14 protein-coding genes are annotated in these 15,649 nt (G+C 72.5%); 8 read left to right on the top strand and 6 right to left on the bottom strand.

Translation table 11 applies throughout. From position 1 onward, the window contains the following. Positions 1 to 105 precede the first annotated feature (105 nt). The 4 genes from IEZ05_RS08495 to IEZ05_RS08510 all read left to right on the top strand — a co-directional run bounded on the left by IEZ05_RS08495 (position 106) and on the right by IEZ05_RS08510 (position 5,292). Positions 106 to 1,314, top strand: a complete 1,209-nt coding sequence (locus IEZ05_RS08495) for a Cmx/CmrA family chloramphenicol efflux MFS transporter (RefSeq protein ID WP_189229392.1) — start codon at positions 106 to 108, stop codon at positions 1,312 to 1,314. 530 nt (positions 1,315 to 1,844) lie between these two features. Beyond that, positions 1,845 to 3,173 (top strand): uracil-xanthine permease family protein, encoded by a 1,329-nt coding sequence (locus tag IEZ05_RS08500; protein WP_373298742.1) that lies wholly within the window; start codon positions 1,845 to 1,847, stop codon positions 3,171 to 3,173. Beyond that, positions 3,170 to 4,585, top strand: coding sequence for an amidohydrolase family protein (locus IEZ05_RS08505; protein ID WP_189229393.1), 1,416 nt, complete (start codon positions 3,170 to 3,172; stop codon positions 4,583 to 4,585). The genes IEZ05_RS08500 and IEZ05_RS08505 overlap by 4 nt, the downstream gene beginning before the upstream one ends. Next, positions 4,582 to 5,292 (top strand): sulfite exporter TauE/SafE family protein, encoded by a 711-nt coding sequence (locus IEZ05_RS08510; protein ID WP_189229394.1) that lies wholly within the window; start codon positions 4,582 to 4,584, stop codon positions 5,290 to 5,292. Before IEZ05_RS08505 ends, IEZ05_RS08510 begins: the two co-directional genes overlap by 4 nt. Positions 5,293 to 5,344: 52 nt before the next feature. Here the strand turns inward: IEZ05_RS08510 and IEZ05_RS08515 are convergent, their stop codons facing one another. The 3 genes from IEZ05_RS08515 to IEZ05_RS08525 form a co-directional block, all read right to left on the bottom strand. Further along, positions 5,345 to 6,385 (bottom strand): LacI family DNA-binding transcriptional regulator, encoded by a 1,041-nt coding sequence (locus IEZ05_RS08515; RefSeq protein ID WP_189229395.1) that lies wholly within the window; start codon positions 6,383 to 6,385, stop codon positions 5,345 to 5,347. Between the two features lie 96 nt (positions 6,386 to 6,481). Beyond that, complete coding sequence (locus IEZ05_RS08520) at positions 6,482 to 7,696, bottom strand: bifunctional class I SAM-dependent methyltransferase/NUDIX hydrolase (protein ID WP_189229396.1); 1,215 nt, start codon at positions 7,694 to 7,696, stop codon at positions 6,482 to 6,484. Positions 7,697 to 7,716: 20 nt separating this feature from the next. Beyond that, entirely contained in the window at positions 7,717 to 8,331 is a 615-nt protein-coding gene (locus tag IEZ05_RS08525; RefSeq protein ID WP_189229397.1) for a class I SAM-dependent DNA methyltransferase, read from the bottom strand. A gap of 167 nt (positions 8,332 to 8,498) precedes the next feature. Here IEZ05_RS08525 and IEZ05_RS08530 point away from each other — a divergent pair, with 167 nt between their 5' ends. Both IEZ05_RS08530 and IEZ05_RS08535 read left to right on the top strand, forming a co-directional pair. Next, positions 8,499 to 9,797, top strand: a complete 1,299-nt coding sequence (locus IEZ05_RS08530) for an ATP-grasp domain-containing protein (RefSeq protein ID WP_189229398.1) — start codon at positions 8,499 to 8,501, stop codon at positions 9,795 to 9,797. Positions 9,798 to 9,818: 21 nt separating this feature from the next. Then, positions 9,819 to 11,864: a CocE/NonD family hydrolase gene (locus tag IEZ05_RS08535; RefSeq protein WP_189229399.1), complete on the top strand. Its 2,046-nt coding sequence runs from the start codon at positions 9,819 to 9,821 to the stop codon at positions 11,862 to 11,864. 29 nt (positions 11,865 to 11,893) lie between these two features. Here IEZ05_RS08535 and IEZ05_RS08540 read toward each other — a convergent pair whose 3' ends face one another. Continuing rightward, on the bottom strand, positions 11,894 to 13,084 hold the full coding sequence (locus IEZ05_RS08540) for a GDSL-type esterase/lipase family protein (RefSeq protein ID WP_189229400.1): 1,191 nt from the start codon (positions 13,082 to 13,084) through the stop codon (positions 11,894 to 11,896). Then, positions 13,074 to 13,646 (bottom strand): TetR/AcrR family transcriptional regulator, encoded by a 573-nt coding sequence (locus tag IEZ05_RS08545; protein WP_189229401.1) that lies wholly within the window; start codon positions 13,644 to 13,646, stop codon positions 13,074 to 13,076. Before IEZ05_RS08545 ends, IEZ05_RS08540 begins: the two co-directional genes overlap by 11 nt. Positions 13,647 to 13,812: 166 nt before the next feature. Between IEZ05_RS08545 and IEZ05_RS08550 the strand changes: the two genes are divergently transcribed. After that, positions 13,813 to 14,466 carry a TetR/AcrR family transcriptional regulator gene (locus IEZ05_RS08550; RefSeq protein WP_189229402.1) on the top strand — a complete coding sequence of 218 codons (654 nt, stop codon included), beginning with the start codon at positions 13,813 to 13,815 and terminating at the stop codon, positions 14,464 to 14,466. Between the two features lie 80 nt (positions 14,467 to 14,546). Then, positions 14,547 to 15,104: a pyridoxamine 5'-phosphate oxidase family protein gene (locus IEZ05_RS08555; RefSeq protein WP_189229403.1), complete on the top strand. Its 558-nt coding sequence runs from the start codon at positions 14,547 to 14,549 to the stop codon at positions 15,102 to 15,104. Positions 15,105 to 15,131: 27 nt separating this feature from the next. Here IEZ05_RS08555 and IEZ05_RS08560 read toward each other — a convergent pair whose 3' ends face one another. After that, positions 15,132 to 15,536, bottom strand: coding sequence for a PGPGW domain-containing protein (locus IEZ05_RS08560; protein ID WP_189229404.1), 405 nt, complete (start codon positions 15,534 to 15,536; stop codon positions 15,132 to 15,134). Between the last annotated feature and the right edge of the window lie 113 nt (positions 15,537 to 15,649).

Consider the following 15,649-nt stretch of genomic DNA (forward strand, 5'->3'; position numbering starts at 1 on the left):
GCCGACCGCATCGTGAGACCGGGGGGCCGCGCGGGAATGACAGGAGGAAAGCCGTCGTTGGCACCTGTCATGCCCGAATCTTCCCCGCGGCCCGCGGTGCCCCGCATGCCACTCGCCGTCTACATTCTCGGCCTGTCCGTATTCGCCCTCGGCACCAGCGAGTTCATGCTCTCCGGGTTGCTGCCGCCCATCGCCGACGACATGGACGTGTCCATCCCGCAGGCGGGACTGCTGATATCGGCGTTCGCGATCGGCATGGTGGTCGGTGCCCCCCTGCTCGCGGTCGCGACGCTGCGGCTGCCGCGGAAGATCACCCTGGTCGCCCTGATCTCGGTCTTCGGCCTCGGCCAGGTCGCGGGCGCACTGGCACCGACGTACGGGGTCCTCTTCGTCTCACGCGTCGTCAGCGCCCTGGCGTGCGCGGGCTTCTGGGCGGTGGGCGCGGCGGTCGCGATCGCGATGGTGCCGCAGACGTCGCGGGCCCGGGCGATGGCGGTGATGATCGGCGGACTGTCGATCGCGAACGTCCTCGGCGTCCCGGCGGGCGCGTTCCTCGGTGAGCACCTGGGATGGCGCTCCGCGTTCTGGGCCGTGGGCGCGGCGTCCGCGATCGCCCTCGTCGGAGTGGCGACGAAGATCCCCCGCATCCCGCTGCCCGAGCAGCGGCCGAGGCTCAAGGGCGAACTGGCGATCTACCGCGACCGCCAGGTGTGGCTCTCCATCGTGGTGACCGCTCTCGCCGCGGGTGGCGTGTTCTGCGCCTTCTCCTACCTCGCGCCGCTGCTCACCGACGTGTCCGGCCTGGCGGACGGCTGGGTGCCGACCGTGCTTGCCCTGTTCGGCGTCGGCGCGCTGGTCGGCACGACGATCGGCGGACGGGTCGCCGACGCCCACCTGTTCGGCGTGCTGCTCTCCGGTATCACCGCCTCGACCGTGCTGCTGGCCGCTCTGGCACTGTTCGCCTCCACCCCCGCCGTCGCGATCACCTTGTCGTTCCTGCTGGGAGTCTCCGCGTTCTACACCGCCCCGGCGCTCAACGCCCGCATGTTCAACGTGGCGGGCGCCGCGCCCACGCTCGCCGGCGCGACGACGACCGCCGCGTTCAACCTCGGCAACACCGGCGGCCCCTGGCTCGGCGGCACGGTGATCGACGCGGGCCTCGGCTTCGCCGCCACGGCCTGGGCCGGTGCCGCGATGACGGCGGTCGGGATCGCCCTCGTCGCCGTCTCGCTGCGCCTGCACAGCCGTTCCCGCATCGTGATGGGCGCCCTCGCCACGGAGCCCGTCGGCACGGACCACACCCAGCGGGTGTGACGACCGGACACCCGGGAACGTCCGCCCGCCGCACGCCGTAGCGCGGCGGGCGGGGCGGTTGGTGCGGACGCACGGCGGACGCGCCGCCCGCGTCCTGCCGCGCTCGGCACTCCCGGGCCGAGCCGCGGACCCGTCCCGGGTACCGCCCCCGGTCGGAGAGCCCCCGCGGGAGCCGGTGCGCGCCCCCACCCTTGACGGTCGGTCGGAGGGGTCACATACTGACGGCCAAATCGATTTGGCCAAATCGATTTGGCTCTCCGTCCAGGGCCGGATCGCGGCTGAAATCCGAGCGTGCCCGTATGCCCGAACGGAGCCCGAACGTGTCCAGTCCCCGCCAGACCCGGCCCCCGGCCGGAGCCTCACCGACCTCACCGACCTCACCGGCCTCCGGCCGCGAAGCGGCCGCCCAGCCACCGGGCGACCCCGCCGTCGCTCCCGCCGGGACGGCCGGTCACCCCTCCGGCACCGAGAAGTCCGTCCGCCCCGACCACACTCAGCCGGCCCCCACCGAGGGGCCGCCCCGGCCCGCCGTGCACCCCGTGGACGAGGCCCGTCCCCTGGGGCGGATCCTGCTCTTCGGTGTCCAGCACGTCCTCGTCATGGCCGCCACGCCCATCTCGGCGATCTTCCTGATGAGCGCCACTCTCCGGCTCGACGCCGGTCTCACCGTCGACCTGCTCTCGGCCGCCTTCGTCCTCTCCGGCGTGGGATCGCTCCTCCAGTCGCTCGGTTTCTGGAAGTTCGGACCTCGGCTGCCGTTCGTGATGCTGCCGGGCGGGGCACCGCTCATCCTGTTCCTCGCGATCGCCGAGCAGCACGGCCTGCGCACCGCCACCGGCGCGGTGGTCCTGACGGCGGTGTTCTCCTTCGTCGTCCTGCCGGTCTTCTCCCGGCTGCTCGCGTACTTCCCCGCCCTCGTCATCGGCACCATGATCGTCATCGTCGGCGTCAACCTGGTGAAGGTCGGCGCGGTCCTCGTCACCGGACAGCCCGGATCGCCGGGCTTCGCCGATCCCGCCAACCTCGGTCTGGGCATGGCGACGATCGGGTTCACCGTCGCCTTCTACCTGTTCTTCAGCGGCGTCGGGCGCCAACTCGCCGTGATGCTCGGCCTGCTCGCCGGCACCGCGCTCGCCGCCGCGACCGGCGCGCTCGACGGGCGAGGCCTGGCGGGCGGCAGCCTGGTGAACCTGCCGCACCTGATGCCCTTCGGCTCACCCGAGTTCAACCTCGTCGCCGCGCTGCCGCTGATGCTCTACAGCCTGGCCTCCATGGCCGAGGCCACCGGCCAGACCGTCATCAACGCCGAAGCCGTCGGCAAGGAGATCGACAAGCGGACCGAAGTGCCGAAGACCGTCCGCGGGGACGCGCTCACCTCGCTCTTCGGCGGCTTCTTCGGCCTGCCGCTCATGGTCACCAGCGGGGAGAACATCGGCATCGTCCGTGTCACCGGAGTCCGCAGCCGGTTCGTCACCGCCGCGGCCGGCGTCGTGCTCATCGTCATCGGATTCCTCGCCCCCGTCACCCGCGCGATCAGCGTGATCCCGACCGCGGTCGTCGGCGGCACCGCCATGATCGTCTTCGGCGTCATCACCGTGCTCGGCATCCAGATGCTCGGTCGCTCCGACCTCGACCGGCACACCAGCACCTTCGTCTGCGCCGTCGCCCTCGCGCTGGGACTGCTGCCCATCCTCGTCCCCGGCGTGTACGGGGCCTTCCCGGCCAATGTCCGCATCCTCCTCGAAAGCGGCGTCGCCGTCGGCACGTTCACCGCCGCCGTCCTCAACATCCTTTTCCACCACGTCAGGCCCGGCGTCGCCGCCCGTCTGACCTCCGCACGCACAGGAAGCGACCGATGAACCCACCCGATCGTGACGCCCTCGCCCACCCCGGCCCGCTCCTCCTCGTACCCGGCGCGGTCCTGTTGCCGGAAGGCCCCGCCGACGGCTGGGCGGTCCTGGTCGACGACGGCCGCTTCGCAGCCGTGGCACCGGCTGCCGAACTGGAGCGTGCGTACCCGCTGCTGCGGACCGTACGGCTGCCCGGCCACCTGCTGATGCCCGGCTTCGTCGACGCCCACCACCACCTCACCCAGAGCTTCGGCGCGGCACTCGCCTTCGGGGAGCCCTCCGAGATCTTCCGCCGGGTATGGGTACCGCTGGAGGGCGCGCTGGACGAGGAGTCCGCCTACACGGCGGCCAAACTGGCGGCACTCGAAGCACTGCGCGGCGGGTTCACCACCGTCGCCGACGCCGGCACCCGCGCCGACGTCGACGTCGACGTGATCGCGTCGGCCGCACGCGACGCCGGAATCCGCTGCGTGCTCGGACTGATCTGCAACGACGCGGACGACGGAGACGCCGCCGGACCGGCCGTCCTCGAGAACGCCGAGAAGCACCTCGCCCGCTACACCGGCGACGCCCTGATCCACCCCTCCCTGGCCGTCTCGATCCCCGAGGCAGCCACCGAACGCACCCTGCACGCCACCGCCCGCCTGGCCGCCGAGGCCGGCACCGTCGTGCAGATCCACGTCAACGAGCACCTCGCCGGCGTGGAACGCTCCCTGGTACGGCACGGGCTGCGGCCCCTGGAGCACCTGCACCGCATCGGCGCGCTCGGCCCCCAGCTGCTCGCCGCGCACGCCACACTCCTCACCCCGCGCGAACTGACCCTGCTCGCCGACACGGGAACCGCCGTCAGCTACAACCCCGTCGCCAGCGCGTGGAAGGGCAACGCGGTCGCCCCCGCGACGGCCATGGCCGAGCGTGGCGTCCGCTTCGGACTCGGTACCGACGGCACCCGAGGCGACGGCTTCCGGCTCGCGGACGCCGCCGAGTTCGCCCAGCGGCTGGCCTACGGGCTGGCGACCGGCGACTCGTCGTGCGGGGCCGGCTGGACGTGGCTGGAGCGCGCCACCCGCGGGGGCGCGGACGCCGTCGGGCTCGGCACCCGCACCGGCACCGTCGCGCCGGGCGCGGCGGCCGACTTCCTTCTCGTCGACGCCGACACCCCGGAGACGGCGCTCTCCTGGGACCTGCCGTGGGAGCTCGTCCGACGCGGCAACCGGGACCAGATCACCGCCGTCTTCGTCGCCGGGCGACTGCGCATGTGGCACGGCCGGCCCGTCGACTGGGACGGGCCCGCACTGGTGAGACGGGCCGCCGAACTGGCCCGCGCCACCGTCGCCAGGGCCGGTGTCACCCGGGTGCACCCCACGTCCACGGCGTCACGGGCGCTGAGCATGCCCCAGGAGCGGAGCACGACGAAGTGAGTACGGAAATGCTGGCGGTCCTCGGCGTGACGGTGGCCGTCGCCGCGTTCGTGCAGGGCAGCAGCGGACTGGGCTTCGCGCTGATCGTCGCGCCTGTGGCCGGGATCCTCGACCCCGGTCTGGTCCCGGTCTTCGTCCTGGCGTCGATGATCCCGCTCAACGCGTACGTCGCCTGGCGCGAACGGGCGTCGCTCGACCTGCGCGGCGCCGGCTGGATCACCGGGGCGCGGCTCGCCGCCACCCCGGCCGGACTGGCACTGCTGTGGCTGATCCCGGAACGCAGTCTCGGCCTCTTCGTGGGCGTGGCCACCGTGCTCGCGGCCGTCGTCAGCCTGACCGCCCCCGCGTTCGCCCCGGGGCGGGTCGCGTACGTCGGCGCGGGCGCCGTCACCGGGCTCACGGAGACCGCGACCGGCGTCGGCGGGCCACCGCTCGCTCTGGTCTACCAGCACCGGCCGCCCGCCGAGCTGCGCTCCACGGTCGCCGCATGCTTCCTCGTCGGTGAAGTCGCCTCGCTGGTACTGCTGTTCGCGACGGGCAAGGCACAGGCCGCGGAGCTGGGGCAGGCGACCCTGCTGCTGCCGGCGATCGCCGTCGGCGCCTGGCTCAGCCGCCTGGTGCACCATCGACTGGACGCGCGCAGGATGCGTCTGTTCGTGCTCGTCTTCGCGCTGGTCTCCGGGCTGGTCCTGATGTTCGGGGCCTGACGGGTCCCACGGGCCGCTCACCGGCTCGGGTCCGGACGGCCCGTGCCGGACCTCAGGGTCGGGCAGCCCGTACCGACGAGGCACGGGGGATCACCCGCGGCTGCGGGGACACCGCCACCGACGGAGCGGCGGTGTCCCCGCGCAGTCGTCCGAGCAGCAGCTCCACCGCGTCGGAAGCCGCCCGGTCCAGGTGCAGGTCGACCGCTGTCAGGGGCGGTTCGCAGGTGCGGGCCCGCAGGCCGTCGTAGCGGGTGACGACCATGACGTCGTCCGGCACCCTCCGCCCGCTGTCCCGGATCGCCCGGACCGCGCCCACCGCGAACGCGTCCACCAGTGCGCAGACCGCGTCGGTCTCCGGGTGCTCGGCGAGCAGGGCGGCACACCGCTCGTACCCCGCCTGCTCACCGCCCGACTCCGGCACCCTCGCCACGACCGGCGTCCAGCCGTGCCGCTCGGCGGCCCGTTCGTAGGCGGTGAGCGCGTCGACGGACGAGTGCCGGGTACCGGAGCCGACGATCAGCGCCGGATGCTCGGCCCCCTGCTCGTGCAGGTGCGCGAGCAGCAGCTCCGCCACCAGATCGCCGCGCAGGTCGACGTAGGGCGCGTCCTCGTCCGGCGACACCGGCCTGCCGAGCGCCACGTACGGCAGCCCGCGTTCGCGCAGCTGGGCGGCCGCGGCGTCGCCCACCTCCGGCTCCACGACGATGGCACCGTCGATGTCGACGGAGTACAGCGCGGAACCCGACTGCACGGGCGGCACGAGGACGAGGGCGTAGTCGTGGAGGAGGGCGCTCTCCGCGGCGGCCGCCGCGACCTCCATGTAGAACCCGAGCCGGGACGGCCCGCCCGCCACCGCGAAGGGCATCGAGGAGGCCAGCGCGATGGCCTTCGCCTGTCCGCGCCGAAGCCGCTGCGCCCGGAGGTTGGGGCGGTAGCCCAGGTCCGCCGCGGCCTGCCTGACGCGCTCCCGCGTCCGGGGATCGACCTTGCCGAGCCCGTTCAGGGCGTGCGACACGGTCGTGCGCGAGACGCCTGCGACGCGTGCGACGTCGGCGATCGTCGGCGGCTTCGGGCCGGGGGCGGAAGTAGCCATCTGCGCGAAGACTCCTCGCTGGCGTGGACGGTTGACGCTGACCATCTTCGCCGACGCGCCGCCCGGCCGGACGAGGTCCCCGGGCCGGGACTCGGGTCAGTCCGTCCCGTCCGGCTGCGCGGGGAGCGGAGGCGGATCCGCGAACGGCGTGAAGTGGGCGGGCGGGTGATCGATGGGAGGCAGGTCGGGGCGCCAGGAGGTGAGGATCTGGGCACTGCACTCGAACAGGCCCTGCGGCAGCCCGTCCAGCGGCCACCAGCGCCAGTCGCCCACGCTCTCGCCCGGCTGGTCGCGGGGATCGCCCTGCCAGGCCGAGACGACGGCGCCCACGGTGACGCGCACCACGTCGCCGACGTGGTCGACGAGCGTGCCCAGCAGTGTCACGTCCTCGGGGCGGGCGCGCAGCCCGGTCTCCTCGGCCAGCTCCCGCACGACCGTCTCCCGCAGGGCCTCCCCGGGCTCGACGGTGCCGCCGGGCAACTCCCATGTGCCGTGCCGGTGCCGGCCCAGCAGCAGACCTCGCGGCCCGAGCACCACGGCGCCGACGCCGATCGCGGCGTGGGGCGCGGGCGGCCGGTCGGTCCGCGGCCGGCTGGACACGGCGGAGGCGCGGGCCGCGCGGCGGCGCCGGGCCCGGATCAGCTGAAGAACCCCCGGGTTGTCCCTGTCCGGGGCGCGGAGCAGCTCGCACCCCTCCACCCCGAAGCCGTGCTCGCCCAGCAGCTCCTCCCACAGCCCGGGTGCGAGCACCCACATCACGGTGGGAATCGGCGCCTCCTGCCGCAGCCGGATCAGCTCCGGGCGCGACACCACCTCCTCGGACGGGCCCAGCCCGTCGGCGTCGGTGTGCAGAGCCGAGAAGACGAGGGGAGCGCCGTCGACCAGTCCGTCCCGCAGCGCCGGCAGCAGGTGACGGGGATCGATGCAGGCGAACGTACGCAGGCCGTACGCCGCGTCGTAGGGCCGCACCCGCCGCAGGTGCTCGGCGACGTCCGCGCACAGGAAACGGACTCCGGGTTCCGAGCCGTGATCGTTCAGCGCCCGCCGGTGCTGGGTGGGGGACAGGTCGACGCCGTCCACGAGGGCGCCGTACGCGCGGGCCAGGTGGACGGCATGATGACCGGGCCCCGATCCCACGTCGAGGACCCGCTTGCCCCGGATGTCGCCGAGGACCTCCGCTCCCGGACCCACACCGGGCCAGAACCCCCAGTCGATCCGGTCGGGCACGGGAGGCGACCATCCGTGGTCCAACTGCCGCTGACCGTAGACGGTCCAGGACTGTGCGTGGACGGGGTCCGACGTCACGGGCATCTCCTTCTTGAGGGAGGGCGTCAGGGTCGCAGGGCGTAGCAGCGGAAGGACGGCTCGAGCTCGCTGACACGCACCCGCGACCACCGGGCGGTGAGAAGTTCCACGTCGGCCGCGCCGGCCTCCCAGGGCTTGGGTGGCTCCTGCCCGGCGGTGTGCACGGAGGTGACCACCCAGAACACACCGCCGGGCGCGAGGAGACGGCGCACCCGGGACAGAAAGGCGGGTTTGTCGGCGGCCCAGCGGTAGACGAGCCGGCAGGTGACGACGGCGAAGGCGGAGTGAGGCAGCCGGTCGGGCTCGACGGCGTCGAAGTCCATGACGCGCAGGTCGAGTCCCGGGCGCCGCTCGCGGGCGGCGGCCACGGCGGTGGGGGAGCAGTCGATGCCCGTGGCCCGGTAGCCGAGCCGGTCCAGGTGCGCCGTGAGTTCCCCTTCGCCGCAACCGATGTCGAGCGCCGGCCGGCCGCGGCCGGCACCGAGATGCCGGCGCATCGCCTCGGACTCGGCGCCGTCGATGGCCCGGTAGCGCCGGCCCCGCTGCCAGAAGGGCTCCCAGTACGAGGCCGCGCCGCACGCCGGGTACGGCGTCCCGGTGGACGTCACGAGACCCGGCCCGCGCAGACGTGGACAGGGCATCGGCGGTGGGGCACCCGCGCCCCGGGTGAGGAACACATCGCCCTGAACCGTCCCCATGTCGGGACGTCGTCACACGCTCGACGTGGCGAGCGCTGTCCGGGCGGCCCGCGTCGCGAAGGTTGACCGGACGGTGGCCGGGTACCCCGCCGATCTTGGGAAGGAGAACCATGTCTGACCAGAAGGTGAAAAACGTCTTCGTACTTGGCCTGGACGAGGCCAACCTTCCGACGCTCCAGGCGGTGCCGGGCGCCGAAGCGCTGCGCTTCCACCCCCTGTTGACGGTCGAGGAGTTGCAGGGCGGCGAGGTGTCGCTGCCGGATGTCACCGAGAAGGCGCAGCAGGTGCTGGACGCCTTCGACGGAAGCATCGACGCCATCGTCGGCTACTGGGACTTCCCGGTCAGCACCCTGGTGCCGATCCTCGGCGAGCGCTACGGCACCCGCACCACGAGCCTGGAGTCGGTCGTCAAGTGCGAGCACAAGTACTGGAGCCGTCTCGAACAGCAGAAGGTCACCGACTGCCACCCGCGCTTCGGACGGGTCGACCTGGAGGCCGACCCGCCGCGTCCCCCGGGCGACCTGCGGTTCCCGATGTGGCTGAAGCCGGCCCTGTCCTACTCCTCCGAACTCGCCTTCGGCGTCAAGGACGAGGAGCAGTTCCGCCGCGCCGTCGACGAGATACGGCAGGGCATCTCCCGGGTCGGCCGCCCCTTCGAACGCGTCCTGGACCGCATCGACGTGCCGCCCGAGATGGACGGCGTCGGCGGCCGGGTGTGCCTCGCGGAAGAGTCGCTGACGGGTATTCAGGTCGCCGTGGAGGGCTACGTCCACCAGGGTGAGGTGACCGTCTACGGCACGCTGGACTCCATCGACTACCCGGATTCCCCGTGCTTCCTGCGCCACCAGTACCCCTCCACGCTGCCGCCGCAGGTGATCACCCGGCTCCATGACGTCACCGAGCGCGTGATGCGCCGCATCGGCTTCGACTCGGCCACCTTCAGCGTCGAGTACTTCTACGACCCCGGCAGGCAGGAGATCAACCTGCTGGAGATCAACCCCCGCCACTCCCAGTCGCACGCCGAACTGTTCGAGTACGTGGACGGCGTGCCCAACCACCACCCCATGCTCGCGCTCGCGCTGGGCGACGACCCGCGCATGCCGTACCGGCAGGGCCGGTACGCCACGGCGGCCAAGTGGTACTACCGCTGGTTCACCGACGGCGTCGTGCGCAACGTGCCCTCGCCGAAGGACATCGCCCGGATCGAACGCGACACACCGGGAGTGCGTATCCATGTCCTCCCCGAGGAGGGGCAGCGGCTGTCCGACCTGTCCCAGCAGGACAGTTACAGCTACGAGGTGGCGCACATCTTCACGGGCGGCGATGACGAAGCGGACATGCGCAGGAAGTACGACCACTGCGTGGCCGCGCTCGGTCTGACATTCGACGAGCCGCACGACGGACAGTGAGGACAAGGAGTACGCCGGACCATGCGTTACGTGACCCACCTGCCCTGCACCACGAAGGAAGAGGAACACGTCGTCATCCCCATGTCCGACGGCGTCCGCCTGTCGGCGCGCATCTGGCGCCCCACGTCGTCCGACCAGGAACCCGTGCCCGCGGTGCTGGAGTACATCCCCTACCGCAAGCGCGACCTCACCTCCGTCCGCGACTCGATCCACCACCCCTACCTCGCCGGGCACGGGTACGCCTGCGTCCGCGTCGACCTGCGCGGCACCGGCGAGTCGGAAGGCGTGCTGAGGGACGAGTACCTGGAGCAGGAGCAGACCGACGCGGAGGAGATCCTGGCCTGGCTCGCCGACCAGCCCTGGTGCGACGGCACCACGGGGATGATGGGCATCTCCTGGGGTGCCTTCGCGGCCCTCCAGGTGGCGGCCCGGCAGCCGCCGAGCCTGAAGGCCATCGTCATCGCCTCCTTCACCGACGACCGGCACGCCGACGACATGCACTACATGGGCGGGGCGATGCTGTCCGACAACCTGGCCGAGGCGGGCACCATGTTCGCCTACGGCACCTGCCCGCCCGATCCGGCCGTGGTCGGCGACCGCTGGCGCGACATGTGGCACGAACGGCTGGAGCACACCCGGCCGTGGGTCCTGGAGTGGCTGCGTCACCAGCGCCGCGACGACTACTGGCGGCACGCCTCCGTCGCCGAGGACTACCGGGCCGTGCGCTGCCCGGTGCTCGCCTCCAGCGGGTGGGCGGACGGCTACTCCAACGCCGTCACCCGGCTCCTCGCCCACCTGGACGTGCCCCGCAAGGGGCTGATCGGCCCCTGGTCGCACAAGTTCCCGCACCTCGGCGAGCCCGGCCCCGCCATCGGCTACCTCCAGGAGGTGGTGCGCTGGTGGGACCACTGGCTCAAGGGCGTCGACAACGGCGTCATGGACGGCCCCATGCTACGGACGTGGATGCAGGACAGCGTGCCGCCGTCCACGGCGTACGAGGAGCGGCCGGGACGCTGGGTGGCGGACCCGAGCTGGCCCTCCCCGCACGTCCACCCGGTCGCGCACCCCCTCACCCGGCACCGGATCGCACCTCCCGCCGAGCAGGGCGCGGAGACGGAGACAGCCGGGGGCGGTGACGCGCTGACGGTGCAGTCACCGCTGTCCGTCGGTCAGTTCGCCGGCAAGTGGGCGTCCTACAACGCGCCGCCCGACCTGCCCTACGACCAGCGGGAGGAGGACGGCGGTTCGCTCGTCTTCGAGACCGAACCACTGACCGAACGGCTGGAGATCCTCGGATCGCCGACGGTGGAACTCGACCTGTCGGTCGCCGAACCGGTCGCCATGGTGGCCGCCCGCCTCTCCGACGTCCACCCCGACGGAGCCGCCACCCGGGTCACCTACGGCCTGCTCAACCTCACCCGGCGCGACAGCACCGAACAGCCCGAGCCACTGGAGCCCGGCCGGCGCTACCGCGCCACCGTCCAGCTCAACGGAGTGGCGCAGAGCTTCCCGCCCGGACACCGCATCCGGCTCTCCCTGTCCACCTCCTACTGGCCGCTCGCCTGGCCACCGCCCAGGCCCGCCCGGCTGAGCGTGTACGAGAACTCCAGCACGCTCACGCTCCCCGTCCGCCCGGCGGACCGGCCCGACGACGCGCCGGCCGACCCGTTCGACGAGCCGGAGGGCACCCCGCCCCTCACCACGACCCGGCTGACGCCCCCCGAGGCACGCTGGGACGTGAAGCGCGACCTGATCGGCTACAACGCCGAACTGGACATCGTGAAGGACGCCGGCACGGTCCGCTTCGACGAGATCGGCCTGGAGGTCGGCCGCAGGGCCCACGAGCGCTATGCCGCCGTCGCCGACGACTTCACCTCCGTCAGCGGCGAGTCCACGTGGACCATGCGGTTCCGGCGCGAGGACTGGGACGTGCGTGTCGTCACCCACACCCGGCTCACCTGCGACGAGGAGGACTTCTTCGTCGACGCCACGCTGGACGGCTGGGAAGGCCGCCGCAGGGTCTTCTCCCGCACCTGGAACGAACGGGTGCCGCGCGACCTGCTCTGAGGGGGCCGGTGGCCGCGCGCGTGCCGCGGTCAGCCGGCCGTGGCGGCGAAGGGACCGCCGTCCGCGAACACCAGCCGTGCGAAGTTCTCGCCGATGCGGCGGTGTCCGGCGGGATCGGGATGGACCTCGTCCGGCAGCGGGAACTGCGCGTAGTCCTTCTCGCCGTACAGGGCACGGCCGTCGAGGTAGTGCAGGTGGGCGTCGTCGGCGGCCCGCTGTTCGACGATCCGGGCGAGGGCGTCGCGGATCACGTTCAGCGTCAGGCGCCCGGCGGCGCGTTCGGCGGGATCGCCCGTGGCCTTGAACCGCACCGTCCCGCCGTCGAAGTCGGGCGCGAGAGGGCCGGGGGTGTCCTCCTGGACCGGACACAGGATGGGCGACACGACCAGCAGCGGAGTGGTCGGATGCCCCTCGCGGACGGTGTCCAGGAAGCCGTGCACCGCGGGGGTGAAGGCACGCAGGCGCATCACGTCGGCGTTGACGATGTTGATGCCGACCTTGAGGCTGATCAGGTCCGCGGGGGTGTCCCGCATGGCGCGGGCGGTGAACGGGTCCAGCAGCGCGCTGCCGCCGAACCCCAGGTTGACCAGCTCCACCTGGCCCAGACTCGCGGCCAGGGCCGGCCAGATGGCGGTGGGGTGGGCGGCGTTCGAGCCGTGACTGATGGAACTGCCGTGGTGCAGCCACACCCGGCGGCCGTGGTCCGGCATCGCCTCGACCGGGGCGTCGGTGCGCAACGTGATCAGCTCGGTGACCTCCGTGTGCGGAAGCCAGATCTCGACGTCCTTGTCACGGGCCGGCAGATCGGTGAACCGGGCGGTGCCGGGCGGCCCTTCGGTCAGCTCGGCGCGCTGGGTGACCATGTCGACGACCGTGCGGACGTTGCCGCCGGCGACGGTGGCCTGGGCGGCGAGGCGGCCGTCGACCAGCAGGTCGTAGACGCCGTCCGCCGGGGCCGGAAGACCCCGGTAGGCCCGCTTGGTGGGCAGGGTGACCAGTTCGACGGTGGTGGCCCGGGTGCGGAAGACCAGCCGCACGCCGGAGGGCTGCGCCTCCGCCACGGCCAGTTGGTCGTCGGGGATCTGCCGGCGGGCCCGGGCCGGCAGACGATGCGGCAGCAGGCCGTGCGCGGTCGGTTCGACGTCCAGGAAGCCGCGCAGGAGGTCCGCGGTCACGGGTGTGGTGACCCAGCCGTGGTCGGTGTCGTGGTCAGTGCTCATTGCCTTGGTTTCGTAGAAGGGCGTCGAGTGAGTCCAGGATCCAGTCCCAGGACTCCTGCGAGTCGACGGCGGTGTGGGCGAAGCCTCCGGCCGTCTCCAGGCTGACGTAGCCGTGGAAGACACTGCCGAGCATCCGGACCGCGTGCGTCTGGGCCGGCTCCGTCAGGTCGTAGCCGCGCAGGATCGCCCGGGTCATCTGCGCGTGCCGGACGCCGGCGCTGGCCGCCGCCGTCTCGGGGTCGAGCCGGAGCCGGGCGGCGGCATAACGGCCGGGGTGTTCGCGGGCGTAGTCGCGGTAGGCGTCCGCGAAGGCGGCCAGGGCGTCCTTGCCGGCCCGCCCGGCCAGCGCGGCGGCGACCCGGTCGGCGAGTTCCTCCAGCGCGAACAGGGCGATCCTCGTCTTGAGGTCGTGAGAGCTCTTGAGGTGCGAGTACAGACTCGCGACCTTGACGTCGAAGCGCCGGGCGAGCGCCGAGACGGTCACCTGGTCGAAGCCGACCTCGTCGGCCAGTTCCGCGCCCGCCCGGGTCAGCCGCTCCGGCGTCAGCCCTGCTCGAACCATGACCTGCCTCCCGTCAGCCGAAAGCCATTATGCGCCTACCTAATGCTTATAGGCAAATGGCTGTGGGCTTCGGCAGTGGCCCTGGGGCGGGAGGTCAACGGGTTGCGTGATACCTTCTAACGAAACTTTGAGCATGTACCCATAGTGACGAGAAAGGGCGCGGGCCTTGGAGAAGTCGCAGGCGAAGACGCCGCGGGAGCGCTACCGCGCCGAGGTGCGGGCGGAGATCAAGGAACACGCCTGGGAGCAGATCGCCACGGCGGGAGCGTCCGCGCTCTCCCTCAACGCGATCGCCAAGCAGATGGGCATGAGCGGACCCGCGCTCTACCGCTACTACGCGGGACGCGACGAGCTGATCACCGAGCTCGTCAAGGACGCCTACCGTGGCCTCGCCGACGCTCTGCGCGAGGCGTCCCGGGCCGGCGCCGACCCGGCGGGCCTGGCCCACGCCCTGCGCGGCTGGGCCCTCCAGCACCCCCAGCGGTACTTCCTCATCTACGGCACCCCCGTCCCCGGCTATCACGCGCCCGAGGAGACCGTCGCCATCACCTCCGAGATGATGGCGCTCCTGCTCGACGCCTTCACGGCGCTGCCGGGGGACAGCCCGGCGACGCCCTTCGACGCCCACCTGGAGCACCACCGTGACTGGGCGGGCGGCCACCCCGCCCGCCCCGCGGTCCTCCATGAGGCCCTGGCCTTCTGGACCCGTCTGCACGGAGTCCTCTCCCTGGAACTCGCGGGTCACTTCGCCGCCATGGGCTTCGACCCCGCCCGGCTCTTCGCGGCGGAACTGGACGACCTGCTGGCCCGCCGGACCTGACGTCGTGCGCGGCGGGGGCCGCGGAGCGATGATTCCAGGGCGCGAAACGGGTCGTTACAGGAGAGGGAAGGAGAACCGCCATGCCGACACAAGGTCCCCCCGAGCACCCCACCACCGAGCTGGACGCCCGCTACAGCTCCGCGCTCAATCCCCGCCCGGGCGCCGAAGACGTCACTCCCACCGAGTGGGCCGAGGCCCAGCGGCACCTGGAGGCCGCCGAGATCTTCTGGGTGTCCACGGTCCGGCCCGACGGACGGCTGCACGTCACCCCCGTGATCGCCGCCTGGCACCGCGGGGTGCTGTACTTCTCCACCGGCGCGGAGGAGCAGAAGGCCAAGAACCTCGCCCATGACGGACACTGCGCGCTGACCACCGGAGGGAACTCGCTCACCCAAGGGCTCGACCTCGTCATCGAGGGCACGGCGGAACCGGTGGCCGACCCGGCGGTCATCGAGGAGATGATCGCGGCGTACGAGGCGAAGTACGGACGGCACATCACCGCGCCCGAGGGCACCTTCCACGGGATCGGGGACGCGATCCGCAAGGGGGACGTCACGGTCTTCGCGGTGGCCCCGGCCACGGCGTACGGCTTCGGCCGGGACGACGGGGTGTACAGCCACACGCGCTGGGCGTTCTGAGACCCTGCCGGCACGGCGCAGGGCCACTCACCGACGACCGGCGCGGACGCGGCGGTAGCTCCAGACCAGAAGGGCGAAGAGGACGAGGCCCGAGACGATCAGGCTCGCCCCCGTGGCCCATCCGGCGAACGGGACCTGGGGAACCAGCCCCCACACCACACCCGCGCCGACGAGGCACAGTCCCGCCAGGACCGAGCCGGCGATGCGCCACAGTGAGGAGACACTCTCCTCGACCGCGCGCATCGCCTGCCGGCGGACGGGAGCGACGAACCGGTCCAGCGCGGGTACGGCACGGGACAGCAGCACCACACCGGCGAACACGAGCAGCAGCCCGGGCCCGGGCAGCACCAGTAGAGCCACACCGACCACCACCAGCACGGCGCCGAGAACACCCAGCGCCACTCGCCGGACCGATTCGACGCTCTGCGTCATGTCGTCCCACTCTCCTGAGCTCAGCACGGCCGGCCCCGGTCGGCCGGCCCCACGGGGACACCCGTTCCCGTGCGGGCGATGCCACCGCGCCTCTGTTCCCGGTACGGCGGGAA

The organism is Streptomyces flaveolus, assembly GCF_014648815.1.
Classification (GTDB): Bacteria; Actinomycetota; Actinomycetes; order Streptomycetales; family Streptomycetaceae; genus Streptomyces; species Streptomyces flaveolus.